At 73.9% G+C, this 25,050-nt stretch carries 22 protein-coding genes and 1 pseudogene; 7 read left to right on the top strand and 16 right to left on the bottom strand.

Annotated elements, in window-relative coordinates; translation table 11 throughout:
- Window positions 1-80: 80 nt before the first annotated feature.
- A complete protein-coding gene (locus ACFQH9_RS00115) occupies window positions 81-620 on the bottom strand; it encodes a MarR family winged helix-turn-helix transcriptional regulator (RefSeq protein WP_379562791.1) in 540 nt (179 codons plus the stop codon).
- Window positions 621-712: 92 nt separating this feature from the next.
- On the opposite strand from ACFQH9_RS00115, the gene ACFQH9_RS00110 reads away from it, so the two are divergent.
- Window positions 713-1,273, top strand: coding sequence for a YceI family protein (locus ACFQH9_RS00110; protein ID WP_379562789.1), 561 nt, complete (start codon window positions 713-715; stop codon window positions 1,271-1,273).
- A 113-nt stretch (window positions 1,274-1,386) separates the two neighbouring features.
- The gene (locus ACFQH9_RS00105; protein WP_379562787.1) at window positions 1,387-2,094 is read left to right on the top strand and encodes a DUF6597 domain-containing transcriptional factor; all 708 of its coding nucleotides are present in this window, start codon (window positions 1,387-1,389) and stop codon (window positions 2,092-2,094) included.
- 55 nt (window positions 2,095-2,149) lie between these two features.
- Here ACFQH9_RS00105 and ACFQH9_RS00100 read toward each other — a convergent pair whose 3' ends face one another.
- The 3 genes and pseudogenes from ACFQH9_RS00100 to ACFQH9_RS00090 form a co-directional block, all read right to left on the bottom strand.
- On the bottom strand, window positions 2,150-2,566 hold the full coding sequence (locus ACFQH9_RS00100; RefSeq protein WP_379562785.1) for a VOC family protein: 417 nt from the start codon (window positions 2,564-2,566) through the stop codon (window positions 2,150-2,152).
- 202 nt (window positions 2,567-2,768) lie between these two features.
- Window positions 2,769-4,526 carry a proteasome ATPase gene (arc, locus tag ACFQH9_RS00095; protein ID WP_379562977.1) on the bottom strand — a complete coding sequence of 586 codons (1,758 nt, stop codon included), beginning with the start codon at window positions 4,524-4,526 and terminating at the stop codon, window positions 2,769-2,771.
- A 215-nt stretch (window positions 4,527-4,741) separates the two neighbouring features.
- A pseudogene (locus ACFQH9_RS00090) lies at window positions 4,742-5,563 on the bottom strand (tRNA (adenine-N1)-methyltransferase); the annotation flags it as partial.
- A 410-nt stretch (window positions 5,564-5,973) separates the two neighbouring features.
- On the opposite strand from ACFQH9_RS00090, the gene ACFQH9_RS00085 reads away from it, so the two are divergent.
- Both ACFQH9_RS00085 and ACFQH9_RS00080 read left to right on the top strand, forming a co-directional pair.
- Window positions 5,974-7,011: a RecB family exonuclease gene (locus ACFQH9_RS00085; protein ID WP_379562975.1), complete on the top strand. Its 1,038-nt coding sequence runs from the start codon at window positions 5,974-5,976 to the stop codon at window positions 7,009-7,011.
- A 56-nt stretch (window positions 7,012-7,067) separates the two neighbouring features.
- Window positions 7,068-7,808 (top strand): thioesterase family protein, encoded by a 741-nt coding sequence (locus ACFQH9_RS00080; protein ID WP_379562973.1) that lies wholly within the window; start codon window positions 7,068-7,070, stop codon window positions 7,806-7,808.
- A 114-nt stretch (window positions 7,809-7,922) separates the two neighbouring features.
- Here ACFQH9_RS00080 and hisG read toward each other — a convergent pair whose 3' ends face one another.
- The 4 genes from hisG to metH form a co-directional block, all read right to left on the bottom strand.
- A complete protein-coding gene (gene hisG / locus ACFQH9_RS00075) occupies window positions 7,923-8,807 on the bottom strand; it encodes an ATP phosphoribosyltransferase (protein ID WP_379562971.1) in 885 nt (294 codons plus the stop codon).
- Window positions 8,808-8,876: 69 nt separating this feature from the next.
- The gene (locus ACFQH9_RS00070; protein ID WP_379562783.1) at window positions 8,877-9,140 is read right to left on the bottom strand and encodes a phosphoribosyl-ATP diphosphatase; all 264 of its coding nucleotides are present in this window, start codon (window positions 9,138-9,140) and stop codon (window positions 8,877-8,879) included.
- Between the two features lie 208 nt (window positions 9,141-9,348).
- Entirely contained in the window at window positions 9,349-10,101 is a 753-nt protein-coding gene (locus ACFQH9_RS00065) for an HAD family hydrolase (RefSeq protein WP_379562781.1), read from the bottom strand.
- Window positions 10,091-13,660 (bottom strand): methionine synthase, encoded by a 3,570-nt coding sequence (metH, locus tag ACFQH9_RS00060; RefSeq protein ID WP_379562779.1) that lies wholly within the window; start codon window positions 13,658-13,660, stop codon window positions 10,091-10,093. The genes ACFQH9_RS00065 and metH overlap by 11 nt, the downstream gene beginning before the upstream one ends.
- A gap of 76 nt (window positions 13,661-13,736) precedes the next feature.
- Between metH and ACFQH9_RS00055 the strand changes: the two genes are divergently transcribed.
- Both ACFQH9_RS00055 and ACFQH9_RS00050 read left to right on the top strand, forming a co-directional pair.
- Entirely contained in the window at window positions 13,737-14,633 is an 897-nt protein-coding gene (locus ACFQH9_RS00055) for a PAC2 family protein (RefSeq protein ID WP_379562777.1), read from the top strand.
- An 83-nt stretch (window positions 14,634-14,716) separates the two neighbouring features.
- A complete protein-coding gene (locus tag ACFQH9_RS00050) occupies window positions 14,717-15,808 on the top strand; it encodes an MFS transporter (RefSeq protein ID WP_379562775.1) in 1,092 nt (363 codons plus the stop codon).
- A gap of 90 nt (window positions 15,809-15,898) precedes the next feature.
- Here ACFQH9_RS00050 and mshC read toward each other — a convergent pair whose 3' ends face one another.
- From mshC to ACFQH9_RS00035, 3 genes are all read right to left on the bottom strand, one after another.
- On the bottom strand, window positions 15,899-17,137 hold the full coding sequence (mshC, locus tag ACFQH9_RS00045) for a cysteine--1-D-myo-inosityl 2-amino-2-deoxy-alpha-D-glucopyranoside ligase (RefSeq protein WP_379562773.1): 1,239 nt from the start codon (window positions 17,135-17,137) through the stop codon (window positions 15,899-15,901).
- Between the two features lie 181 nt (window positions 17,138-17,318).
- Window positions 17,319-17,468: a hypothetical protein gene (locus tag ACFQH9_RS00040; protein WP_379562771.1), complete on the bottom strand. Its 150-nt coding sequence runs from the start codon at window positions 17,466-17,468 to the stop codon at window positions 17,319-17,321.
- A 134-nt stretch (window positions 17,469-17,602) separates the two neighbouring features.
- On the bottom strand, window positions 17,603-18,601 hold the full coding sequence (locus ACFQH9_RS00035) for a bile acid:sodium symporter family protein (RefSeq protein ID WP_379562769.1): 999 nt from the start codon (window positions 18,599-18,601) through the stop codon (window positions 17,603-17,605).
- A 78-nt stretch (window positions 18,602-18,679) separates the two neighbouring features.
- Between ACFQH9_RS00035 and ACFQH9_RS00030 the strand changes: the two genes are divergently transcribed.
- A complete protein-coding gene (locus tag ACFQH9_RS00030; protein ID WP_379562767.1) occupies window positions 18,680-19,534 on the top strand; it encodes a LysR family transcriptional regulator in 855 nt (284 codons plus the stop codon).
- Between the two features lie 92 nt (window positions 19,535-19,626).
- Here ACFQH9_RS00030 and ACFQH9_RS00025 read toward each other — a convergent pair whose 3' ends face one another.
- From ACFQH9_RS00025 to ACFQH9_RS00005, 5 genes are all read right to left on the bottom strand, one after another.
- On the bottom strand, window positions 19,627-21,582 hold the full coding sequence (locus tag ACFQH9_RS00025; RefSeq protein ID WP_379562765.1) for a vWA domain-containing protein: 1,956 nt from the start codon (window positions 21,580-21,582) through the stop codon (window positions 19,627-19,629).
- Window positions 21,575-22,975 (bottom strand): ATP-binding protein, encoded by a 1,401-nt coding sequence (locus ACFQH9_RS00020; protein WP_379562763.1) that lies wholly within the window; start codon window positions 22,973-22,975, stop codon window positions 21,575-21,577. The genes ACFQH9_RS00025 and ACFQH9_RS00020 overlap by 8 nt, the downstream gene beginning before the upstream one ends.
- A gap of 97 nt (window positions 22,976-23,072) precedes the next feature.
- Window positions 23,073-23,975 (bottom strand): M56 family metallopeptidase, encoded by a 903-nt coding sequence (locus tag ACFQH9_RS00015; protein ID WP_379562761.1) that lies wholly within the window; start codon window positions 23,973-23,975, stop codon window positions 23,073-23,075.
- 30 nt (window positions 23,976-24,005) lie between these two features.
- Complete coding sequence (locus ACFQH9_RS00010; protein ID WP_232868589.1) at window positions 24,006-24,359, bottom strand: BlaI/MecI/CopY family transcriptional regulator; 354 nt, start codon at window positions 24,357-24,359, stop codon at window positions 24,006-24,008.
- Between the two features lie 54 nt (window positions 24,360-24,413).
- Window positions 24,414-25,050 (bottom strand): L,D-transpeptidase (locus ACFQH9_RS00005; RefSeq protein ID WP_379562758.1); only part of this gene is annotated, 637 nt, incomplete at its 5' end.

Here is a 25,050-nt window from a genome sequence, read left to right as displayed (position 1 = left end):
CGTAGGACGCCGCGGCCGCGCAGGTCGGGCGTGGTCGGCCCGCGCGGTCCCGGTGCGACGCGCGGCACGTCCGGCGGCCGTCATCCGGCCTCCGGGCAGGCCTCCTCCGCCGCCCCCCGCGCGGGGGTCGGGCACCCCGTGTCGTCCCCGGCGGGCCAGACCGGGCGGTCGGTGAGGTGCGCGACGAGCGACTCGCTGACGTCGCGCAGCGCCGCGGCCTGCTCCGGGGTGAGGGCGTCGAACAGCAGGGACCGGACCGTCTCGACGTGGCCCGGCGCCGCGGCCTGCAGCGCGGCCAGGCCGGCGTCGGTCAGCCGGGCCCAGGCGCCCCGGCGGTCGGTCTCGCAGGCCGTGCGCTCGACCCAGCCGGCCTCCTCCAGGCGCGCGACCGCGTGCGAGAGCCGGCTCCGCGACGACAGCGACGTGTCGGCGAGCCGGCTCATCCGCAGCGTGCGGTCCGGCGCCTCGGACAGCCGGACCAGGATCTCGTAGTAGCCGTGCGGCATCCGCGCCTCGTTCTGCAGCTGGCGCTCGACGCGCTCGAACAGCAGGCGCTGGGCGGTCAGGAAGGCCCGCCAGGTGCGCTGCTCCTCGTCGTCGAGCCAACGGGTGTGCGCCACGTCACTTCTCCCATGGTTGAACTCTCAACACAACAGCACTATGGTCGCTCTCAACAGCTGAGAGTTCAACCAAATCTCGACCGGAGGTCGTCATGACCGCAGCCACCACCCAGATCCCCGGCTACGTCGTGGGCACGTGGGATATCGACCAGGTCCACTCGGACGTCTCCTTCTCCGTGCGCCACATGATGGTCAGCAAGGTCAAGGGTCGCATCGCGCAGTTCGGCGGCACCATCGAGACCGCGGAGCGCTTCGAGGACTCGAAGGTCACCGCGACGCTCGACGCCACCTCGATCGACACCAACAACGAGCAGCGCGACGGGCACATCAAGTCCGCCGACTTCTTCGAGACCGAGAAGTACCCGGAGTGGACCTTCGTCTCCACCGGGATCGAGGCCGACGGCTCGGACTACAAGCTCAACGGCGACCTCACCATCAAGGGCGTCACCAAGCCCGTGTCGCTGTACCTGGAGATCGGCGGCTTCGGCCCCGACGCCTACGGCGGCACCCGCGCCGGCTTCACCGCCACCACCACCGTCAACCGCAACGACTTCGGCGTCGACATCTCGATGCCGATGGACGGCGGCGGCGTGGTCGTCGGCGAGAAGGTCCAGCTGACCCTCGAGATCGAGGCCGTGCTCCGCACCGCCTGACCGGGTCCGCTGCGGAAGGCCCGCCCACTCCCCGTGGGCGGGCCTCCGCCGTTCTCGGGGTCAGGACGGTCGGTGTGCCGGTTCCCGTCGGGGTGCGGCGGTAGCGTCGGGTCGTGAGCTACCGGGAGCTGGTGCCGCCCCCGCCGTTGCGCGGGCTGGTCGAGTGCCTGTGGAGCTCGGGGCGGACGGCGTCCACCGGGCCCGTCCGCGTGCTGCCGGACGGCTGCATGGACCTGCTGGTCGACGAGACCGGCGGGCTCGCGGTCGCCGGACCGGACACGGCCGCGTTCGTCACGGGCGGGGGCCGCTGGAACACCGGCCTGCGCTTCCGTCCCGGGGTGCTGCCCCGCCTGCTCGGGGTGCCGGCCGCGGAGGTGCGGGACACGCGCGTCGCGCTGGCCGACGTCTCCCCCGCCGCCGCCCGCCTCGCCGGTCCCGCGGTCCCGCCCGACCCGGGCTCGCTGTTCCGGTTGGTCGCCGGGCTGGCCGCGGGCGAGCCGTCGCGGGAGACCGCGCCGTGGAGCCTGCCGGCGCTGCGCCGGGTCACCGCGCGCCTGGGCGACGGCGCGGCCGTCGGCGCGGTGGCGGAGGAGCTGGGCTGGTCCACCCGCTCGCTGACCCGGCACTGCACCGCCGTCTACGGCTACGGCCCCGCCGTCCTGCGCCGGGTGCTCCGCTTCCGCGCGGCGGCCACCCTGCTGCACGCGGGCGTCGCGCCCGCCGAGGTCGCGGCCCGCACCGGCTACTCCGACCAGCCCCACCTCTCCCGCGAGGTCCGCGCCCTCGCCGGGGTCCCCGCGAGCTCCCTCCGCCCGGCGTGATCATCAGGGGCCGAGGGCTCGATCCGGCGACGGCGAGGGACGCCGGTGATCGCGGTCAGGTCGCCGGCAGGGCGGCGAAGAGGTCGACGTGGGTGCCGTCGGGGTCGCGCACCGTGGCGTAGCGCTGCCCCCAGAAGGCGTCGAAGGGTTCGCGCTCGGAGGGGGCGCCGGCGGAGGTGAGGGCGGCGTGGGCGGCGTCGACGTCGGCGGGCGTGGCGTAGCCGAAGGCCAGCGCGAGCCGCCCCTCCCCCGTGGGCGGCGTCCAGTTCGCGGTGAAGCTCGTGATCGTGGCCTCGGTGTCGAAAGCCAGGCGGTTCCCGCCGGGCAACGGCACCTCGACGTGCGGCTGGTCCTCCGCCCCGTCGGGCACCTCCAGCCCGAGCGCCCGGTAGAAGGCCAGCGCCTTCGCCAGGTCGGCGGTCACGATCTCGACGACGGTTGCGGTCGGTGGGGTGGTCGGTCGCGGTCCCATGCCGTCACGCTACGAACGCACCCGCCCGGCCGTCGTGAACGAATCGGCCAACCCCGCGTTCGAGCGGGACCGGAGGGCTGTCCGGGCACGACCGAACAGCCCCGGTGTCCCGCCCGGCCCGCGCGGGCACGGCGGAGACGGCCGAGAACGGCGGAGGCCCCGCCCGGCGGACCGGGCGGGGCCTCCCCGCGTGCTGCTGCGCCTACAGGTACTGGCCGGTGTTCGACGCGGTGTCGATCGCGCGGCCGGTGGCCTCGTTCTTGCCGGTGACCAGGGTGCGGATGTACACGATCCGCTCGCCCTTCTTGCCCGAGATCCGGGCCCAGTCGTCCGGGTTGGTGGTGTTGGGCAGGTCCTCGTTCTCGGCGAACTCGTCGACGATCGCGGACAGCAGGTGCGTGACCCGCACACCGCGCTGCCCGGTCTCGAGGACCGACTTGATCGCGGACTTCTTGGCCCGGTCGACGATGTTCTGGATCATCGCGCCGGAGTTGAAGTCCTTGAAGTACAGGGTCTCCTTGTCACCGTTGGCGTAGGTGACCTCGAGGAACCTGTTCTCCTCCGACTCGTCGTACATCCGCTCGACGACCCGCTGGATCATCGCGTCGACGCATGCCTTGCGGTTGCCGCCGAACTCGGCCAGGTCCTCCTCGTGGACCGGCAGGGTATCGGTGATGTACTTCGAGAAGATGTCCTGCGCCGCCTCGGCGTCGGGCCGCTCGATCTTGATCTTCACGTCCAGGCGGCCGGGCCGCAGGATCGCGGGGTCGATCATGTCCTCGCGGTTCGACGCGCCGATGACGATGACGTTCTCGAGGCCCTCGACACCGTCGATCTCGGCCAGCAGCTGCGGCACGATCGTGGTCTCGACGTCCGACGACACGCCGGAGCCACGGGTGCGGAAGATCGAGTCCATCTCGTCGAAGAACACGATCACCGGGGTGCCGGCCGAGGCCTTCTCCCGCGCCCGCTGGAAGATCAGCCGGATGTGCCGCTCGGTCTCGCCGACGAACTTGTTGAGCAGCTCCGGGCCCTTGATGTTGAGGAAGAACGCCCGGCCCTCGTTCGGGTCGTCCCCACGCTGGGCCGCGATCTTCTTGGCCAGCGAGTTGGCGACGGCCTTGGCGATGAGCGTCTTGCCGCAGCCGGGAGGACCGTAGAGCAGCACGCCCTTCGGCGGGCGCAGCTCGTACTCGGTGAACAGCTCGGCGTGCAGGAACGGCAGCTCGACCGCGTCCCGGATCTGCTCGATCTGCCGGAACAGGCCGCCGATGTCCTCGTAGCCGACGTCCGGGACCTCCTCCAGCACGAGGTCCTCGACCTCGGCCTTCGGGACCCGCTCGTAGGCGTAGCCGGCCTTGGTGTCGACCAGCAGCGAGTCGCCCGGCTTGAGCGCCACGAAGTCGGGGTCGGACTCGTCGAACAGCGGGGCGGCGAGCCAGACGACCCGCTCCTCGTCCGCGTGCCCGACGACCAGGGCCCGGCCGGCCAGGCCGTCCCTCGGCTCGGCGAGGACCTCGCGCAGGCCGCAGACCTCGCCGATCTTCTCCCAGTCGCCGGCCTCGACGACCGTGAGCGCCTCGTTCAGCCGCACGGACTGCCCGCTGCGCAGGGTGTCGAGCTCCACCGCCGGGGAGACGGCGACGCGCATCCGCCGGCCGGAGGTGAAGACGTCGACGGTGTTGTCCTCGTAGGAGGTGAGGTAGACGCCGTAGCCGCTCGGGGGCTGGGCCAGGCGGTCGACCTCCTCGCGGAGGGCGACGAGCTGGCTGCGCGCCTCCTTGAGGGTCTCGGTGAGCTTCTCGTTGCGCGCGCTGAGCTGGGAGAGCCTGCTGGCGGACTCGGCGAGCCGCTGCTCGAGCAGACGCGCGTGGCGGGGGGATTCGGTCAGCTTGCGCCGCAGCATCGCGACTTCTTCCTCGAGGTAGCGGATCTGCGCCGCCGCCTCCGCCGGGGACAGGGCCCCGCCGTCGCCTGGCTGGTAGTTGCCGGGACCGTCGTCGTAGGGGTTCACGGCATCCTCCCTCCGTGTTCCGTTTCCATACGGTACCCGTAGACGTCGCCCACGGCGGTGAGGCGATCTGGTGATCCGTCACTCACGCGGACGGCACCTTGACGCCACCGGGCTGTCTGGTTCCCGTAATCGGGCGGATCTAACGGCTGGACCGAACGCCCTCAGCGACTGGTCGGTCTGCGCTGCGGGCGGGGCGGGACCACGCCGTCGGCGAGTCGGCGGGCGGTCACGAGGAACGCTGTGTGACCGATCATGCGGTGCTCCGGCCGGACGGCCAGTCCGACGACGTGCCACGGCCTGATCAGCGATTCCCACGCCTGCGGCTCGGTCCAGCACTGCATCTCGCGGAGCTTCTCGACGAGCGTCGAGAGCTGCGTGGTGGTCGCGACGTAGCCCACGAGGACCCCGCCGGGGATCAGCGCGTCACGCACCGTGTCGAGCTGCTCCCAGGGCGCCAGCATGTCCAGGATCGCCCGGTCGACGGGCTCGGCCCGGCCGTCGTGGGTGGAGAGATCACCGACGCGCAAGCTCCAGTTGGGTGGCGTGTCGCCGAAGAACCGTCGCACGTTGCGATCGGCGTGCTCGGCGTGGTCCGGGCGGATCTCGTAGGAGACCACCGAACCGGTAGGGCCGACGGCCTGGACGAGCGAACAGGTCAGGGCACCCGACCCGGCGCCCGCCTCCAGCACCCGCGCACCCGGGAAGACGTCGCCCCACACCAGGATCTGCGCCGCGTCCTTCGGGTAGATCACGGCGGCGCCGCGCGGCATCGACAGGACGTAGTCGGCGAGCAGCGGCCGCAGGGCGAGGTACGGGGTGTTGGCCGCGGAGTGGACGACGGAGCCCTCGGGCCTGCCGATCAGGTCGTCGTGCGCCAGCGCGCCGCGGTGGGTGTGGTAGCTGCCGCCGGCCTCGAGGACGACCGTGTACCTGCGGCCCTTGGGGTCGGTGAGCTGGACGCGGTCGCCCTCCCGGAAGGGCCCGCCGCGGGCGCGGAAGCCGGCCGCCTCCTCGGCGCCGAGCGCGAACCCCTGGTCGACCGGCTCGGCCCGGGGGTCCGCGCGCCGGCCCCCGGCGTGGTCCCCGTCGGCGTCGGCGGGCACCGCAGCGGCACCGTCGGCGACCGCGGCACCGGCGTCGGCACCGGCGTCGGCACCGGCGTCGGCACCGGCGTCGGCACCGGCGTCGGCACCGGCGTCGGCACCGGGGGTGTCGCCGGCGGCGAGGTCCGCGCCGGGGTCGGCGCCGGGATGGGCGCGCAGATCGGAGTCGGGCACGGGGCGCAACGCTACTTCCCCGGCTCCCGGCGGCTCCGCCCGCCCGCGCCCGATCGCGCGGACCCGGGACTGTCGGTGGGCTCGCCTAGCCTGAGGGCGTGATCGAGCAGGCGGGGATCCCCGCGACCGACCCGGTGCCGGGCGTCCCGGGCGCGGGGCCCGGCGACGAGGCCGGTGAGGAGGCCGGCGAGGAGCGGCGCCGGCCCGCGCTCTCGCCGTCGCGGGCCGCGGACTTCAAGCAGTGCCCGCTGCTCTACCGGTTCCGCGCCGTCGACCGGCTGCCCGAGGCACCGAGCCAGGCCGCCCTGCGCGGCACCCTCGTGCACGCGGTGCTGGAGCGGCTGTTCGACCTGCCGGCGGCCGAGCGGGTGCCGGCGCGGGCGAAGGCGCTGCTCGGCGTGGTGTGGGCGGAGATCGCCGCGGAGTCCCCGGAGGTCGTCGCGGCGGTGCTCGAGGAGCTGTGGACCGGGGTCGGCGAACCCGCCGCGGGCGGGGACGTGCCCGCCGCGCGCGTCGGCAACCCGCTCCCGGCCTGGCTCTCCTCCGCGGAGGCCCTGCTCGACACCTACTTCGCGCTGGAGGACCCGCGCGCCTTCGAGCCGCAGTCCCGGGAGCTGCTCGTCGAGACCGAGCTCAGCTCGGGGGTGCCGTTGCGCGGCTACCTCGACCGGCTCGACGTCGACGCCACGGGCGGGCTGCGGATCGTCGACTACAAGACGGGCACGGCGCCGCGGGAGGCCTCCGAGGCACGGGCGCTGTTCCAGATGAAGTTCTACGCGCTCGCCCTGCTGGAGCTGCGCGGCACGGTGCCCGAGCAGCTGCGCCTGGTCTACCTCGGCGAGGGCGGCGAGGAGCTGACCTACCGCCCCGAGGCCGGGGAGCTGCGCCGCTTCCAGCGGATCCTCGAGGCCATCTGGGCCGCGATCCGGGAGGCGGACCGCACCGGGGACTTCCGGCCCCGGCGCGGGCCGGGGTGCGAGTGGTGCGCCCACCGCGCGGTGTGTCCCGCCTGGGACGGCACCCCGCCGCCCTACCCCGGCTGGCCCGAGCTGCGCGCCACCTCCGGCCCGGCGCAGGCCGGCCCCGCGGAGTCGCCGCACATGGAGGGTGCACACGGGGAGGCACACGCCCGCGGGGCATCATCGGCCGCGTGAGCGAGGAGCCCTTCTACCGAGTCGTCGACGAGAGCGCGGGCCGGTACCACGCGACCATGTCGACCGCAGGCCCGTGGTTCGCCGACGCCCAGCACCTCGGCCCGCCGTCGGCGCTGCTGGTGCGCGAGTTCGAGCGCTGCGCGCCGAGCCGGCCCGACGCTCCCCCGCTGCAGCTCTCCCGCTACACCATCGAGATCCTCGGCGTGGTGCCCGTCGGCGACCTGGAGGTGCGCGCCTGGGTCGAGCGCCCGGGCCGGACGATCGAGATGCTGGCGGCCGAGATGACCGCGGGCGGGCGGGCCGTGCTCCGCGCCCGCGCCTGGCGCCTCGCGGTCGGCGACACCGCCGACGCCGCCGTGGGCGCCGCCGCCCCGCTGCCCCCGCCCGAGCAGGCGGCGCCGCAGGGCGAGCGGCCGCACGGCTGGCTGCCCGGCTACCTCGACGCCGTCGAGTGGCGCTGGCTGGGCGGGCAGTGGGACGAGCTGGGGCCGGGCCGCGCCTGGGGCCGGCTGCGGGTGCCCGTGGTGGAGGGCGAGGAGCCGACCCCGCTCCAGGGGCTCGCGGCGATCGCCGACTCGGCCAACGGCGTGGCCGCCCCGCTGCGCATGCAGGACTGGCTGTTCGTGAACACCGAGCTCAGCGTGCACCTGCACCGCCCGCCGACGGGCGGGTGGACGGGCATCGACGCGGCGACCGTCGTCGGACCGACCGGCACCGGGACCGTCACGGCGAAGCTGTTCGACCTCACCGGGCACGCCGCGCACATCACGCAGGAGCTCACGGTCCGGCGCCGCTGAGCCGCCCGAGCGGACCGGGCGCCCCGGCCACGCCGAGCTCCCCGAGAACGCCGAGCTCCCCGAGAACGCCGCGGTCCCGGCGCCAGGACGCCGCCGGGACCGTGGGAACGCGTGTCAGTACTGGCTGCCGTCGACCGCGCGGCAGGAACGGATCTCCGAGGTCAGGATGGCCTTGGCGCCCAGCGCGGCGAGCTCGTCCATGACCCGGTTCGACGCCTGCTTGCGGACCATCGAACGCACGGCCACCCAGTCCGGGTCCGCCAGCGGGGCGATGGTCGGCGCCTGCAGCCCCGGGGTGATCTCCTTGGCCGCCTCGAGCTTCGCCTTGGGGCAGTCGTAGTCGAGCATCAGGTACTGCCGGGCGTAGACGACGCCGCGGATCCGCTCGGTGAAGATCCGCTTGAAGGCCTTGATCTCCTCGGTCTCGACGCGGTCCATCCGCGGCTCGCGCTCGATGAGCATGGCCTCGGACTCGGCGATCGGGTCGCCGATGACCTTGAGCCCGTGCTGGCGCAGCGTGCGCCCGGAGGACACGACGTCGGCGATCGCGTCGGCCAGGCCGAGCTGCACGGAGATCTCCACGGCACCGTCGAGCTTGATGATCGTGGCGCCGATCCGTTTGCCGGACAGGTGCGAGCGGACCAGCCGCGGGTACGAGGTCGCGATGGTGCGGCCGTCGAGGTCCTCGAGCTTCCAGTCCTTGCCCTCGGGGGCGGCGAACCGGAACTTCGACGCGCCGAAGCCCAGCTTGAGGACCTCCTGGACCTGGCTGCCGGACTCCTCCATGAGGTCGTGCCCGGTGATGCCGAGGTGCAGGTCGCCGGAGCCGACGTAGGTGGCGATGTCCTTCGGCCGCAGGTAGAAGAACTCGATGCCGTTCTCCTCGTCGACCATGGACAGGTCGCGCGAGTCGGAGCGCTGCCGGTAGCCGGCCTCGCGCATCATCGTCGCGGCGGGCTCGGCGAGCGTGCCCTTGTTCGGGAGAGCGACGCGGAGCATGGGTGTGGCTTCCTTCGGGTGGGTGCGGCGGGCGCCGGACGGGGCGGGGGTGGTCGGCACGGTCGGCTCCTACAGGTACTTGTAGACGTCCTGCAGGCTCAGCCCGCGGCCGAGCATGATCACCTGGGCGCGGTAGAGCAGCTGCGAGATCTCCTCGGCCAGCGCGGCGTCGCCCTCGTGCTCGGCGGCGATCCAGACCTCGCCGGCCTCCTCGAGGAGCTTCTTGCCCTGCGCGTGGACGCCGGCGTCGAGCGCCTCGACCGTGGCCGACCCGGCGGGCCGGGTCGCGGCCTTCTCGCGGAGCTCCTCGAAGAGCTCGTCGAATGTCTTCACGTCCCTGCCGATCCCTCTCCAGCCGTCCCGGTCGCACCCAGTGTCGGACGCCCTCCGCGCCGTCACGAACCCGTCAGGCCCCGGTGAGACCGCCGGACCGCACGTTGCGCCGGGCGGCGACGCCGCCGGGCCGATCACCCGGACGGGGGCGCCGCTCGTCGCGGTCCGACACGCCCGACGGTACCCCGCGGACCTGCGCACCGGCGGGTCAGGCCGCCCGCCGCTCCCGGACCTCGCGGTGCACGGCGAGCAGGTCCGCGGCGGTGAGCCCCTCCAGCGTCGGCCGCACGACCCGGCCCGGGCCGGGCGGGATCGCCACCTCGCACGGCACGGCGAGGACGGCGGCGCCGGCGGCCTCCGCGGCCCGGATGCCGGTCGGCGAGTCCTCGACGGCCACGCAGTCCTCCGCCGCGAGGCCCAGCAGCGCGGCGGCACGCAGGTACGGGTCCGGTGCGGGCTTGCCGTGCGGCACCTCGTCGCCGCAGACCGTGACGTCGAAGTGCTCGGCCCCGATCCCGACCAGCGCCTTGTCGGTCAGGTAGCGGCCGGTGTTGGTGACCAGCGCCGTCGCGAGCCCGGCCTCGCGGACCGTGCGCAGCGCGGTGCGGGCGCCGGGGCGCCACGGCAGGCCGCCCTCGAACAGCTCCGCCGTCCGCTCGACGAGCCGGTGCGCGGCCTGCTCGCCCAGCTCCGGCGTCTGCACCACGCCGGCCTCGCGGAACACGATCGCCAGGCTGCTGCGCAGGTTCCCGCCGAGGGTCTCCCGCCGGGCCTCCGGGGAGAGGTCCGTGCCGCCCAGCCAGCGCAGCACCTCGACGAGCGAGCGGTCCCACACCTTCTCGGAGTCGATCAGCGTGCCGTCCATGTCGAACAGGACCGCGGCGACCGGGGTGCGAACGGCGCTCTCGCTCAGACCTCGTGCGCGGGGGCGCCGTTCGCCCACGGGGGGATCAGCCGGCATTGAAGTACTTCGCCTCCGGGTGGTGCGCGATCAACGCGTCGGTGGACTGCTCGGGGTGCAGCTGCAGCTCCTCGGACAGTTCCACACCGATGCGGCCCGGCTCCAGCAGCCCGACGATCTTGGCCCGGTCCTCCAGGTTCGGGCAGGCGCCGTAGCCCAGCGAGTACCGGGCGCCGCGGTAGCCGAGCGAGAAGAACTCGGTGACCTCCGCCGGGTCCTCCTCGGCCACGGTCCGCCCGCCGGACCAGGTGAGCTCCTCGCGGATCCGCTTGTGCCAGTACTCGGCCAGCGCCTCGGTGAGCTGCACCCCCAGGCCGTGCACCTCCAGGTAGTCCCGGTAGGCGTCCTGGGCGAACAGCTGGTTGGCGTAGTCGGCGATCGGCGCGCCCATCGTGACCAGGTGCAGCGGCAGGACGTCGATCTCGCCGTTCGCGAGCGCGACCTCGCGCGGCCGCCAGAAGTCCGCCAGGCACAGGTGCCGGTCGCGGCGCTGGCGCGGGAAGGTGAACCGGTACCGCTCGGGGCTGTCCGCGCGCGGCTCGGTGAGCACCAGCAGCGAGTCCTTCTCCGCGACGGCCGGGAAGTAGCCGTAGACGAGCGAGGCGTGGGCCAGCACGCCCTCGGCGGTCAGCCGCTCCAGCCAGTACCGCAGCCGCGGCCGGCCCTCGGTCTCCACGAGCTCCTCGTAGGACGGGCCCGACCCGCCCTTGGCCCCGCGCAGGCCCCACTGGCCCAGGAACAGGGCGCGCTCGTCGATCAACCCGCTGTACTCGGCCAGCGCGACGCCCTTGACCACCCGGGTGCCCCAGAACGGCGGGGTCGGGACGGGGTTGTCCAGCGCGACGTCCGACCGCTCCGGCAGCGGGCCCGCCGACTCGGCCTCCGCGGCCCGGCGCTTCGCGGCGATCCGCTTCGACCGCTCGTGCCGCTCCTTGCGCTCGGCGGCCCTGCGCTCCTCCTCCGGGTCGACGGCCGGCGCCAGGCCCCGTTTGCGGGCCATGGTGGCGTCCATCAGCCGCAGGCCCTCGAAGGCGTCCCGGGCGTAGGAGACCCTGCCCTCGTAGACCTCGGACAGGTCGTTCTCCACGTAGGAGCGGGTGAGCGCCGCGCCGCCGAGCAGCACCGGCAGGGTGTTCCCGCGGGAGTTCATCTCCTGCAGGTTCTCCTTCATCACCACCGTGGACTTGACCAGCAGCCCGCTCATCCCGACGGCGTCGGCCCGGTTCTCCTCCGCGGCCTGCAGGATCGTGGCGATGGGCTGCTTGATGCCCAGGTTGACGACGGTGTAGCCGTTGTTGCTCAGGATGATGTCCACGAGGTTCTTGCCGATGTCGTGGACGTCGCCCTTCACCGTGGCGAGGACGATGGTGCCCTTGCCCTCGTCGTCCGTCTTCTCCATGTGCGGCTCGAGGTGGGCCACGGCGGCCTTCATCACCTCGGCGGAGGCGAGCACGAAGGGCAGCTGCATCTGCCCGGAGCCGAACAGCTCGCCGACGGTCTTCATGCCGGCCAGCAGCGTGTCGTTGACGATCTCCAGCGGCGGCCGGGACCGCATGGCCTCGTCGAGGTCGGCCTCCAGGCCGTTGCGCTCGCCGTCGACGATGCGCCGCTCCAGCCGCTCGAACAGCGGCAGCGCGGCGAGCTCCTCGGCCCGCCCGGCCTTGGCCGACGAGGCCGTGACGCCCTCGAACAGCTCCATGAACCGGTTGAGCGGGTCGTACCCCTCGCGGCGCCGGTCGTAGACCAGGTCGAGCGCGACGGAGCGCTGCTCGTCCGGGATCTTCGACATCGGCAGGATCTTCGCCGCGGAGACGATCGCGGTGTCCAGCCCGGCGTTGACGGCCTCGTTGAGGAAGACCGAGTTGAGCACCTGGCGGGCCGCGGCGTTGAGCCCGAACGACACGTTGGAGACCCCGAGCGTGGTCTGCACGTCGGGGAAGCGGCGCTTGATCTCGCGGATCGCCTCGATCGTCTCGAGGGCGTCCCGGCGGACCTCCTCCTGCCCGGTGGTGATCGGGAAGGTCAGGGTGTCCACGACGATGTCGGAGACCTGCAGGCCGTGGTTCGTGGTGAGGTCGGTGATCAGCCGGTCGGCCACCCGGACCTTCCAGTCCCGGGTGCGGGCCTGGCCCTCCTCGTCGATGCACAGCGCGACCACCGCGCAGCCGTGCTCGCGCACCAGCGCCATCGTGCGCTGGAAGCGGGAGCCGGGGCCGTCGCCGTCCTCGTAGTTGACGGAGTTGACGATCGACCGGCCGCCGAGCAGCTCCAGCCCGGCCCGCAGGACCTCGGGCTCGGTCGAGTCGAGCATCACCGGCAGGGTCGACGCCGTGGCCAACCGCGACGCCAGCTCGGTCATGTCCGCCACGCCGTCCCGCCCGACGTAGTCGATGCAGAGGTCGATCATGTGGGCGCCCTCGCGGGTCTGCTCGCGGGCGATCGCGACGCAGTCCTCCCAGCGCTCCTCGAGCATGGCCTCGCGGAACTTCTTCGAGCCGTTGGCGTTGGTCCGCTCCCCCACCATCAGCACCGAGGTGTCCTGGCGGAACGGCACCGGGGCGTAGAGCGACGACACGCCCGGCTCGGGGCGCGGCCTGCGGGCGGCCGGGGTGACCTGCCCGACGGCCTCGGCGACGGCCCGGACGTGCGCGGGCGTGGTGCCGCAGCAGCCGCCGACGAGCCGCAGCCCGTAGTCGCGGACGAAGGTGGACAGCGCCTCGGCCAGCTCCTCGGCGGAGAGCGGGTACTCGGCGCCGTTCGGCCCGAGGACCGGCAGCCCGGCGTTGGGCATCACCGACAGCGGCACGCGGGCCTGCTTGGACAGCGTGCGCAGGTGCTCGCTCATCTCGGCCGGGCCGGTGGCGCAGTTCAGCCCGATGAGGTCGATGCCCAGCGGCTCGAGCGCGGTGAGCGCCGCGCCGATCTCGGAGCCCAGCAGCATGGTGCCGGTGGTCTCGACGGTCACGCTGGTGATGATCGGGATGCGCCGGCCCTCGGCCGCCATGGCGCGCTGCACCCCGTGCACCGCCGCCTTGACCTGCAGCAGGTCCTGGCAGGTCTCCACCAGGAACGCGTCCGCGCCCCCGGCGAGCAGGCCGCGCCCGGTCTCGGTGTAGGCGTCCCGCAGGGTCGCGAACCGCTCGTGGCCCAGCGTGGGCAGCTTGGTGCCCGGGCCGATGGAGCCGAGGACGTACCGCGGCCGGTCCGCCGTCGCGACCTCGTCCGCGGCCTCGCGGGCCAGCGCGGCGCCGCGCTCGGAGAGCTCGCGGATCCGGTCGGCGATGCCGTAGTCGCCGAGGTTGGGCAGGTTGGCGCCGAAGGTGTTCGTCTCGACGGCGTCGGCCCCGGCCTCGAAGTAGGCCCGGTGGATGCCCCGCACGACGTCCGGCCGGGTGGCGTTGAGGATCTCGTTGCAGCCCTCGAGCCCCGCGAAGTCGTCGAGGGTGAGGTCCACCCCCTGGAGCATGGTGCCCATCGCACCGTCGGCGATCACCACGCGCTGGTCCAACGTCCCCAGGAGCGTGGTGTCGAAGCTGTGATCTGACGCGGCTGCGTTCACGGCTGACACCCCCTCAGGCTACCGGCGTCGCCGCCCGGGCCCTTCGTGTTACCCGCGCGCGCCGTAGGGTGGACGGATGAGCGAGCGAGAGCAGCGGGCGGGGGTGCCCTCCGACCTCCCGGATCTGGTCGACCCGGTCATGATCACGGCCTTCGAGGGCTGGAACGACGCCGGTGAGGCCGCCAGCTCCGCGCTGGAGCATCTCGAGCTGAGCTGGGACGCCGAGCCGCTCGGCTCCATCGACCCCGAGGACTACTACGACTTCCAGGTCACGCGGCCGCTCGTCCGGCTCGCGGGCGGCGTCACGCGGCGCATCGAGTGGCAGACCACCCGGCTCTCCACGGCCAAGCTCCCGGGCACGGGCCGGCACGTCGTGCTCGTCAACGGCATCGAGCCGAACCTGCGCTGGCGTTCGTTCTGCGCCGAGATCCTCGAGTACGTGGACCGTCTCGGGGTGACGAAGGTCATCAACCTCGGCGCCATGCTGACGGACGTCCCGCACACCCGGCCCACCCCGGTGCGCGGCACCGGCTACGACACCACCTCGGCCAAGAAGATGGGCGTCGAGCCGTCGACCTACCAGGGCCCGACCGGGATCGTCGGGGTGTTCCACAGCCTCTGCATCGAGGCCGGCGTGCCCGCGCTGTCGTACTGGGCCGAGGTGCCGCACTACGTCTCGCAGGCCCGGGTGCCCAAGGCCGCCATCGCGCTGCTGCTGCGCGTCGAGGAGGCGCTCGACGTCGAGGTCCCGCTGGGCGGGCTGCCCGAGCAGGCCGAGGAGTGGGAGCGCACGGTCAACGAGATGGCCGAGGCGGACGACGAGGTGCGCGAGTACGTGCGCCAGCTCGAGCAGCAGGCCACCGAGGACGACGAGGAGAAGCCCGTCGACCTGGCCGAGGCCAGCGGCGACGAGATCGCCGCGGACTTCGAGCGCTACCTGCGCCGGCGCGGCGGTTCCGGCGGCGCGAGCTGACCGCTCCGTTCCGCCGGGCGCGCCGGGCCGGGCTCTACCTCGGCGGCTTCCTCGGGCCGTTCGGGGGCGGGGTCACCACGGCCATGCTCCCGGAGCTGGGTGCAAGCTACGGGGTCTCCCCCGGGACCGCGTCGGCCTCGCTCACGGCCTTCCTGCTGCCCTTCGCCGCGGCGATGCTGGTGTCCGGCACGTTCGGCGAGCGCTGGGGCCGCAGCCGGACCGTGCGCGGCGCCTACGTGCTCTACACGGTCTCCTCGCTGGCCTGCGTGCTGGCGCCGACCTGGACGCTCTTCCTCGGGGCGCGGGCGCTGCAGGGCGTCGCCAACGCCTTCACCACCCCGCTGCTCATGGCCGCGCTGGCCGCGTCGGTGGCGCCGGAGGCCCTCGGCCGGGCGCTCGGCTGGTACGGCTCGCTGCAGGCCGCCGGCCAGACGTCCGCGCCGCTGGTCGGGGGGCTCGCGGCCGAGGTGGACTGGCACTACGCCTTCTACGGCGTGGCCGCGGTGGCGTTGCTGCTCGCGCTGCTCGGCATCCCGGCCGACGAGCGCGGGGTCGCCCGGGCGCGGGTGCCGCTGCGCAGCGCGTGGACCCCGGCCGTGCTGCGGCTGGGGCTCATCGCCGCGCTGGGCTGGGGCTGCCTCGCCAGCCTCGGCTTCCTGGTCGCGCTGCGGCTGGTCGACACGTTCGCCCTCGCCGCCGGTCCGCGCGGCCTCGCCCTCACGGGGCTCGGCGCGATGGGGATCCTCACGGCCCGGCTGGTCGGCGCGGGCGTCGACCGGCTCGGGGCGCGGCGGTGCGTGCTGGCCGGCGCGGTGTCCGGCGGGGTGCTGCTGGCGGGCGTCGGGCTCGCCCCCGCGCTGTGGCTGGTCGTGGCGTGCTGGGCGCTCGCCGGGATCTCCGCCCAGCTCATCCTCGTGGGGGTGAACGCGCTGGTCCTGGGCGGCGAGGGCGGGAACCGCGGCGGGGCGGTGTCGGTGGTGCAGTCCGTCCGCTTCTTCGGCGCGGCCGCCTCCCCCGCGGCGCTCCCGCCCGTCTACCACGCCGACCCGCTGGCGGCGTTCCTCGTGCCCGCGGGCGTGCTCACGCTCCTCACGCCCCTGGCCCTCCCGCGCCCCGGCCCGTCCGCGCAGGACCCGCCCGACGCGGCCGACGGCACTCTCGCTCACCAGGTGTGAGCGAGAGCACCGCTCGCTCAACCCGGGGACTCCGTGGCGCGGACGGCACTCCCGCTCGCCAGGTGTGCGCGAGAGCGCCGTCCGCCGGAGTCAGAGGGCGATGCCGAGCAGGGCGTCGACCGCCGTCCGGACGAGGGCCGGGGCGGCGGGGTCCGTGCCCCGCCGCTCCAGCGCCTCGGCCGCCCAGGCGTCGACGGCCGCGAGGGCCCGCGGGGTGTCCAGGTCGTCCGCGAGGTGCTCGCGCAGGCTCGCGACCAGCCCGGACGCGTCGGGCCCGGCGTCGAGCGAGACGGCCTCGCGCCAGCGGCCGAGCCGCTCCTGGGCGGTGGTGAGCAGCTCGTCCGTCCAGGCCCGGTCCTCGCGGTAGTGCCCGGAGAGCAGGGCCGCGCGGATCGCGTTCGGGTCGACGCCGGCGGAGCGCAGCTTGGAGACGAACACCAGGTTCCCGCGGGACTTCGACATCTTCTCGCCGTCGAGCCCGATCATTCCGGTGTGCACGTAGTGCCGGGCGAACGGGTGGTCGCCGGTCAGCGCCTCGGCGTGCGCGGCCCCGCACTCGTGGTGGGGGAAGATCAGGTCCGAGCCGCCGCCGTTGAGGTCGATCTGCGTGCCGAGCCGGTCGAGCGCGATCGCCGCGCACTCCACGTGCCAGCCCGGGCGGCCGCGCCCCAGGTCGGAGTCCCACGCCGGCTCGCCGGGCCGCTCCATCCGCCAGAGCAGGGCGTCGACCGGGTTGCGCTTGCCGGGCCGGTCCGGGTCGCCGCCGCGCTCGCGGGACAGCCGGACCATCGTCTCCTCGTCGTAGGTCGACTCGTAGCCGAAGTGCCCGGTGGCCGCGGAGTCGAAGTAGACGTCCGGGTACTCGGGATCGTCGATCCGGTAGGCCGCCCCGTTCACCAGCAGCTTCTCGACGAGCTCGGCGATCTCCGGGATGGCCTCGACCGCGCCGATGTAGTCCCGCGGCGGGATCACCCGCAGCGCCTCCATGTCCTCGCGGAACAGCGCCGTCTCGCGCATGCCGAGGACCACCCAGTCGTCCTGGTCCCGCTCGGCGCGCTCGAGCAGCGGCTCGTCGATGTCGGTGACGTTCTGGACGTAGTGCACCCGGTGGCCGAGGTCCCGCCACAGCCGGTTGACCAGGTCGAACGCCAGGTAGGTGGCCGCGTGGCCGAGGTGCGTGGCGTCGTAGGGGGTGATCCCGCAGACGTACATGGTGGCGGTGGCGCCGGGCGCGGTCGGCCGGACCCGCGCGGTCGAGGTGTCGTACAGGCGGAGCGGCGGTCCGCTCCCCTCGAGCGCGGGAAGGTCGACGGAGGCCCAGGTCTGCATGCCGTCCACACTAAATGCTCGCGAGGGGTGGTCCGGGTGCCCGCCCGGCACGGTCACACCCGGGCGCGGGCGACGAAGGTCGCGGCGGTGAGCGACGCCAGGGTCGCCGCGGGCCGACGTCGTGGTGCTCTCCCCCGAGCTGCAGGTGCGCGAGGTGTACCGGCGCGGGTCGCGCGTCCGATCACCACCAGTCCTGCGGCAGCCGTGCCTCGATGTCCCGGACGTGCACGCGGGCGCACACCGGGCAGAGCGCGGTCTCCCGCACCGTTCCCGAGCCGCGGCGGTCCCGCTCGACGCTCCAGGCCAGCCGCGCGGGGTCGTCGTCCTCCACGCTCGCCCCGCACCTCTCACAGGTCCACATGCCGCTCCCCTCCCGTGGGTCGGCACTTCCCAGGCCACCGAACCACGCATTCCCGTTGTCCCGGGTTGTGCACCTCGGTCGCGGGAAACCGCCGACTCGCGGGATCAGGCGGGGACCGGTGCGGCAGCCGGTTCCTCGGCGTGGCGGGCCAGGCGCCCGGCGAGGGCGGCGCAGGCCATCAGCTGGATCTGGTGGAAGAGCATCAACGGCAGCACGAGCAGGCCGACCTGCGGGCCCGCGAACAGGACACCGGCCATCGGCAGCCCGCTGGCCAGGCTCTTCTTGGACCCGCAGAACAGGACCGTGATCCGGTCGGCGCGGCGGAAGCGGCGCGACCCGAACCAGGTGAGCGCCAGCACGACCCCGAGCAGCACGACGCACGCGCCGAGCAGGGCGCCGAGGGCCGCCGGGGAGAGCCGCCCCCAGATCCCCTCGACCATGCCCTCGCTGAACGCCGCGTAGACGACCAGCAGGATCGATCCGCGGTCGACGACCTGCAGGTACTTCTTGTTCCGCGTCACCCAGCCGCCGATCCAGCGGCGCAGCAGCTGGCCGAGCACGAACGGGGCGAGCAGCTGCAGGGCGACGTCCACGATCGCGCCGCCGGAGATCCCGCCCTGGGAGGACAGCAGCAGCCCGGTGAGCAGCGGGGTGATCACGATGCCGAGCAGGTTCGACAGGGAGGCCGCGCAGATCGCGGCGGGGACGTTGCCGCGCGCCACCGAGGTGAACGCGATGGACGACTGCACCGTCGAGGGCAGGCAGCACAGGAACAGCACGCCGAGCTTCAGCTCGGTGGGGAGCACGGCGGACGGGACGAGCTGGAACGCGAGCCCGAGCAGCGGGAACACCACGAAGGTCGCCAGCACCACCGTGCCGTGCAGCCGCCAGTGCCTGAGCCCCTCGATCGCCTCCCGGGTCGAGAGCCGGGCGCCGTAGAGGAAGAACAGCAGCCCGATGGCCACGGTGGTGGCGTGTCCGACGCCGGTCGCCGCGACCCCGCGCGCGGGCAGCAGCGCCGCGACGCCCACGGTGAGCACGATGAGGACGAGGAAGGTGTCGATCCGGACCTTGTCCCGGAGTCGTCCGAGCCACTGCAGCACCCGTCCATGGTGCGCCCGCGACGCTCATGCGGAAACACGCACACCGTTCTGTCTGTCATCACATACTACGATGACCGCGTGGACCCGGTGCTGCTGCGCTCGTTCGTCGCCGTCGCGCGGACGCTGAGCTTCACGCGCGCCGCGGACCGGCTCGGCGTCCGGCAGTCGACGGTGAGCCAGCACGTCCGCCGCCTCGAGGCGGAGGTCGGTCGCACCCTGCTCGCCCGCGACACCCACAGCGTCGCCCTCACCCCGGACGGGGAGGCGATGCTGGAGTTCGCGACCACGATCCTCGACACGGGCGAGCGGGCGCTGGCGCACTTCCGCGGCGCGCAGGTCCGCGGGCGGCTGCGGTTCGGGGTGTCCGAGGACCTCGTGCTGACCCGGCTGCCGACGATCCTGGCCGGCTTCCGCCGTCGTCATCCCGGGGTGGACCTGGAGCTGACGGTCGGGCTGAGCGAGACGCTCGAGGCCGAGCTCGACCGCGGCGGGCTGGACCTGCTGTTCGCCAAGCGCTCCCCCGGCCGCACCGGCGGCACCCCGGTCTGGCACGACCGGTTCGTCTGGGTGGCCGCCCCCGGCTACCGGCCCGACGACCAGGCGATCCCGCTGGTCAGCTACCCGCCGCCGAGCCTGTCCCGGGCCGCCGCCGTCGCCGCCCTGGAGGGCGCGGGCCGGCCGTGGCGGATGGCGTGCACCAGCGGCTCGCTCTCCGGGCTGCGGGCGGCGGCGCTGGCCGGGCTGGGGGTCGTCGCGCACGCCGAGACGCTGGTCCCCGCCGGACTGGCCCCGGTCGCCGGGCTGCCGCGCCTCACCGGGTTCGACTTCACCCTGCAGACCGGCCGACGCGCCCTGACCGCCCCGGCCGAGGCCCTGGCCGGGGCGATCCTGGACAGCGCGGCGACCCTGCAGAACCGCGTCATGGAACCGTGATGCGAATTCCCGCCCTCATCCCACGCGTCATGGGAACCATGATGCGATCTGACGGCCTCGAATCGAGCGTTATGGTTCCAGAGTGCGAAGGGTCAGGAGCGGCGCTTGAGGTAGTCGGCGACCACCTCGGCGCCGAGGCCGTCGAGGGTCGGGTTGACGACCCGGCCGCCGACCCGCTTGGCCACGTCGTCCATGAACACGGCCAGGCGCGGGTCGTCGCCCAGCACGAAGAACGTGAACTTCGCCTGCAGCGAGGCCAGCTTGTCCAGCTCCCCGATCGTCGCCCGCAAGGTGTGCGGGCTGGGCGGGTAGTCGAAGTAGGCCTCGCCGTCCGGCTCCAGGTGCGCGGTCGGCTCGCCGTCCGTGACCACCAGGACCACCGGCGTCGCGTCGGAGTTCTTGCGCAGGTGCTGCCCGGCCAACAGGAGCGCGTGGTGCAGGTTGGTGCCCTGCGCGTAGGCCCCCTCCAGGCCCACCAGCTCCCCCAGCTCCACGGACTGCGCGTGCCGCCCGAAGGTCACGAGCTGCAGCGCGTCGCCGCGGAACCGGGTGGAGACGAGCTGGTGCAGGGCCAGCGCGGTGCGCTTCATCGGCACCCAGCGGCCCTCGGCGACCATCGACCACGAGGTGTCGACGAGCAGGGCCACCGCCGCGCGGGTGCGCTGCTCGGTCTCGACGATCTCGACGTCGCTGACGTCGAGCCTGCGCGGGTCCCCGCCGGCCCGCCGCAGCTGGGCGTTGAGCAGGGTGCGCGGCACCGACCAGGCCTCGGTGTCGCCGAAGGCCCACGGCCGGGTCGCCCCGGTCGCGTCGCCCGCGGCCCCGGCGCGGCGGGTGTCCCGCTGCCCCGTCCGGCCGGAGAGCTGCTCGGCGACGTCGCGCAGGATGGACTGCCCGAGCCGGCGCAACGCCTTCGGGGACAGCAGCAGCGACCCGTCGGCGGCCCGTTCGAACAGGCCCTGCCGCTGCAGCTCGCGCTCCAGCTGGGCCAGCGTGCGGGCGTCCACCCCGGCCTGCTCGCCGAGCATCTCGGTGAGCGCGTCGAGGTCGATGTCGTCGAGCCGCGCGCCCGGGTAGCTCTGCGAGAGCTGCTCGGCCAGCGAGTCGAGCTGCCCCAGCTCCTCGAGCGCCCGCGTGGCCTCGCCCATGCCCATCGGGTTCTCCCCGCGGAACCGGCCGGAGCCCTGCCAGTCCTCGCCCGGCCGCATCGCCTGCAGCTGGGCGTCGAGCCGGGCCATCTGCTGGGCCAGCCGCGGATCGCCGAAGGCCTGCTGCGCCAGCTCCATCAGCTCCGCGCGCTGCTCGGCGGACATCGAGTTGAGCATCCGCTGCGCCGCCGCGGCCCGCTGTGCCAGCAGGTCCGCCAGCTCGTCCGTGTTCTGCGGGTTCTCGGGGAAGAAGTCCCCGTGCTTCTGCATGAACTCGCGGAACTCGTCCGTGGTGTCCTGGCCGGCCGCGTGGTGCTCGAGCAGGTCGTTGAGATCCGACATCATCTCGTGGATCCGCTCGACGTCCTCGGGCGTCGCGTTCTCCATCGCCTGCTTCATGCCCTGGAAGCGCTGGTCGAGCATCTCCCGGCCGAGCAGGTCGCGGATGTCCTCGTAGGCCTGCCGGGCCTCCACGGAGCGCCAGTCGTACTCGTTCAGCTCGCGGACCGCGCCGCCGGTGTCGTTCGGCAGCGCGTCGAGCTGCATCTCGCGGAACCGGGCGTCGTCGGAGTCCTCGTTGCCGAGCGCCTCCCGCTCGGCGTCGAGGGCGCGCTGCAGGAGCTCGCGGACCTCCTGCAGCGTGCCGTCGAGCCGGTTGTCCCGCTGCAGGCTCCGGCGGCGCTCCCAGACCTGGCGGGTCAGGTCGTCGAGCCCGCGCCGCCCGTCCAGGCCGCGGCGGAGCAGCTCCTGCAGCGCCTGCCGCGGCGAGGAGCCCTCCATGACGTCCCGGCCGATCTGGTCCATCGCCGAGCGGATGTCGAACGGCGGGGCGAGCGGGTCCGGGCCCCCGGCGTAGGGACCGTAGGCGTACCGCAACCTCCTGCGCCTGGGATCAGCCATATTCCACCGTGTCGCCGTCGTCGGTCTCGTCCTTGGCGAGCTTGCGGGTGAGGAACAGGTACTCGAGCGCCAGCTCCGCGGCGGAGGCCATCGGGCCCGGGTCCTCCGTGCCCTCGGCGCCGAGCCGCCGGGCGACCTCCGTCAGCGCGTCGACCGTCGGCAGCTTGGCGACGACCTCGGCCGCCGGCACGCGCTCGCCGGTGCGGACCCGGCGGGTGGCCACCTCGTCGGCCAGCTCGGACAGGTCGACCCCGCGCAGCGCGAACCGGGCGGTGTCGGCCGTGGCCCGGCGCAGCAGGTGCTCGAGGATCTCCTCCTCGCGACCCTCCTCGCCGGACTCGAACTCGATCTTGCCGCGGAGTACCGCGGGCACGGCCTCGAGGTCGACGGGCCGGGAGTAGGCGCGGGCCTCCCCGGTCAGCGCGGCGCGGCGGAGGGCCGCCGCGGCCACGGTCTCCGCGGCCGCCACGGCGAACCGGGCGGACACGCCGGAGCCCTGGTCGACCGCGCTCGACTCGCGCAGGTGCCGGGTGAACCGGGCGACGACCTCGATCAGGTGCCGCGGCACCTCCGCGGCCAGGTGCGCCTCCTGGACCACGAGGTCGACCTCGTCGGACACCTCGAGCGGGTAGTGCGTGCGCACCTCCGCGCCGAAGCGGTCCTTGAGCGGGGTGATGATCCGGCCGCGGTTGGTGTAGTCCTCCGGGTTCGCCGAGGCGACCAGCAGGACGTCGAGCGGCAGGCGCAGCGTGTAGCCGCGGACCTGGATGTCCCGCTCCTCCATGACGTTGAGCAGCGCGACCTGGATGCGCTCCGCGAGGTCGGGCAGCTCGTTGATCGCCACGATGCCGCGGTGCGCCCGCGGCACGAGGCCGAAGTGGATCGTCTCGGGGTCGCCCAGCGAGCGGCCCTCGGCGACCTTGACGGGGTCGACGTCGCCGATCAGGTCGGCGACGGCGGTGTCGGGGGTGGCGAGCTTCTCGGTGTAGCGCTCGGAGCGGTGCACCCAGGCGACGGGCAGGTCGTCGCCCTGCTCGGCGGCGCGCCGGATGCTCTCGGGGGTGATCGGCTCGTACGGGTGCTCGCCGAGCTCGGCGCCCTCGATCACGGGGGTCCACTCGTCGAGCAGGTTCCCGATCGAGCGGAGCAGGCGGGTCTTGCCCTGGCCGCGCTCGCCGAGGAGCACGACGTCGTGGCCGGCGATCAGGGCGCGCTCCAGCTGCGGGAGCACGGTGGCCTCGAAGCCGACGATGCCGGGCCAGGGGTCGCGGCCCTCGCGGAGGGCGGCGAGCAGGTTGTCGCGGATCTCGGTCTTGACCCCCTTGCGCTCGTGCCCGGATGCACGGAGGGCGCCGAGGGTGCGGGGAAGATCGGAAGGTGCGGTGAACGGCACGTCCCCCACGCTACGCCCGGGCCATGATTACCGCGCAACGTTTCGGTGTTCTCGCAGGTCAGCCGCCTGCCGGCTCCCGTTCCGGGGCAGGAACCCGTCAGACGAGGAGCAGCACGGTGGGCACCGCCACCAAGGCCAGCGCGCCCAGCCGGACGGCGGCGCGGGAGTACCAGGGCAGGGGGCTGGGATGGGCGGTGATCCGCTCGATACGGGCGTCGAGGGCGTCCGTGAAGGAGCTGAGCGCGGCCGCGGGCGCCGACCCGCCGACGGTCTTGAGCGCCCCGACGAGCTCGTGCGGCTCGGAGCGGCAGGCCGCCACGTCGTCGGCCCGCATCTCGATCAGCTCGGCGACGGCGAGCTGCGCGCACACCATGCCGCGGACGAAGGGGGCGGTCGCGCCCCACGCGACGAAGGGCAGGACCACGAGGTCGTGCCGCTCGCGCAGGTGGGATTTCTCGTGGGCGAGGACCGCCCACACCTCCTCCGGCGACAGCGCCTCCAGCACCCCGGCCGACACCACCAGCCGGGAGCTGCGGCCGGGCAGGCAGTACGCGACCGGCTGGGGATGGTCGAGCACGCGGGTACCGGGCGAGTCCGGCCAGGGCGTGGCCAGGACGTCGAGCAGGTCGCGGTGCCGGCGCCGGGCACGGACGGTGCGCAGGTACATCGTGCCGAGCACCCACAGCAGCCGTGCGCCGACGGCGAGCGCCGCGAGCATCGCGATCAGGTGGACCGGGTCGAGCCGTGCCGGCCAGTGCCCGGCGTTCCACTCCGTGACCAGCGCGCCGACGGCCTCCGGGAGCGAGTCGCCGAGCGGGGACAGCCCGAAGACCACCCCCGACCCGACGAGCGAGAGCCCGCCGGCCAGGCCGATCGCCTGCCACACGAGCAGGGCGCCCACGGGGTCGCGCCGGGTCCAGCGGGCCCGGGAGAAGGCACGGCTGATCGGCTCGGCGAGCAGGACGCCGAGCAGGAGGAGGCCGAGCGCCGCGAGCGCCATGGCCCCCATTGTCCGGGAGACCCGGCGCGCCTAGTCGAGCAGGTCCCGCAGCTTGCGGCGCTCCTCGTCCGGGATCGAGCCGAGGAAACGGGCGAGGGCGGCCCCGCGGTCGGGGGCGCCGTCGAGCGCGTCGTTCATCAGCTCGGCGACGTGGTCCTCACGGCTCGCGGTGGCACGGTAGTGGTGCGCGCGGCCGTCCCGCGTGCGGACGACGAGCTGTTTGCGCTCCAGCCGGCCCAGCACCGTGAGCACGGTCGTGGTCGCGAGCTCGCGATCGGCGAGCGCCTCCTGCACCTCGCGGGCGGTCAATGCGCCCCGTCCTTCGTGGGCTGCGGCCCACAGGACCTCCATGACCGCACGTTCCAACTCACCCAGGCTCGGCACGCGATCGATTCTACTCGACGTAGAAGCCGACCTCGCCAGCAGTGAGGGTGTCCTTCACGTGACCTGTACCTCGTCGCCGACCTGCAGGTGGGTGAAGAAGGCCTTCGCGTCCGCCTCGAGGAGCTTCACGCAGCCGGCCGACGGCGTGTCCTGCCGGCCCTGGTGGAACGCGATGCCGCCGGGGGCGAAGAAGACCGAGTACGGCATCTGCACGAGGTACTCGCGGCTGGTGTACTGCTCGGCCTTCCACTGCACGGCGAAGGTGCCGAGCGGGGTCGGGTCCTCGCGGTCGCCGGTCTGCACCTGCACCGGCCCGCGCACCACGGTGCCGCCGTCCATCAGCCAGGCCTTGCGGCCGGCGACGTCGACGCACGCGCGCGCGGTCGCGGTGCACGGGGTGCCGGCGACCCCGCCGGGATAGGTCGCGGGGGCCTCGGTGCGCGCGCCGGAGGAGCCGGAGGACCGGACTGCCGGGGCCGCCGCGCCCAGCCGGGTCGGCGCGCCCGCACTCGGCGCGGCGGCCACCCCACCGTCCGTGCCGTCCGTGCCGTCCGTGCCGCCGGTGCCGTCGGGTCCCGGGTCCCCGGTCCCGGGCTCGGGCGCCGTGGTCGCGTCCTCGTGCGTGCCCTCGGCGGGGTTCCCGCCCGGCTCGTCGGCGGGCGCCCCGGCGTCGGACGCGCCGGCCGGTGCG

This window comes from Pseudonocardia lutea, assembly GCF_042658055.1.
In the GTDB taxonomy this organism is placed as follows: Bacteria; Actinomycetota; Actinomycetes; order Mycobacteriales; family Pseudonocardiaceae; genus Pseudonocardia; species Pseudonocardia lutea.
The sequence above is the reverse complement of the archived record's forward strand: the minus strand, read 5'-3'. Positions and strand labels throughout refer to the sequence as shown.

What these genes read in the sequence shown, in the direction of transcription:
- ACFQH9_RS00065 (WP_379562781.1), bottom strand. Translation starts at nt 10,101, where the DNA reads ATGCCGGCTGATCCCCCCGTGGGCGAACGGCGCCCCCGCGCACGAGGT.
- ACFQH9_RS00110 (WP_379562789.1), top strand. Translation starts at nt 713, where the DNA reads ATGACCGCAGCCACCACCCAGATCCCCGGCTACGTCGTGGGCACGTGG.
- ACFQH9_RS00050 (WP_379562775.1), top strand. Translation starts at nt 14,717, where the DNA reads ATGCTCCCGGAGCTGGGTGCAAGCTACGGGGTCTCCCCCGGGACCGCG.
- ACFQH9_RS00025 (WP_379562765.1), bottom strand. Translation starts at nt 21,582, where the DNA reads ATGGCTGATCCCAGGCGCAGGAGGTTGCGGTACGCCTACGGTCCCTAC.
- ACFQH9_RS00015 (WP_379562761.1), bottom strand. Translation starts at nt 23,975, where the DNA reads ATGGCGCTCGCGGCGCTCGGCCTCCTCCTGCTCGGCGTCCTGCTCGCC.
- ACFQH9_RS00055 (WP_379562777.1), top strand. Translation starts at nt 13,737, where the DNA reads ATGAGCGAGCGAGAGCAGCGGGCGGGGGTGCCCTCCGACCTCCCGGAT.
- ACFQH9_RS00080 (WP_379562973.1), top strand. Translation starts at nt 7,068, where the DNA reads ATGTCGACCGCAGGCCCGTGGTTCGCCGACGCCCAGCACCTCGGCCCG.
- hisG (WP_379562971.1), bottom strand. Translation starts at nt 8,807, where the DNA reads ATGCTCCGCGTCGCTCTCCCGAACAAGGGCACGCTCGCCGAGCCCGCC.
- ACFQH9_RS00100 (WP_379562785.1), bottom strand. Translation starts at nt 2,566, where the DNA reads ATGGGACCGCGACCGACCACCCCACCGACCGCAACCGTCGTCGAGATC.
- mshC (WP_379562773.1), bottom strand. Translation starts at nt 17,137, where the DNA reads ATGCAGACCTGGGCCTCCGTCGACCTTCCCGCGCTCGAGGGGAGCGGA.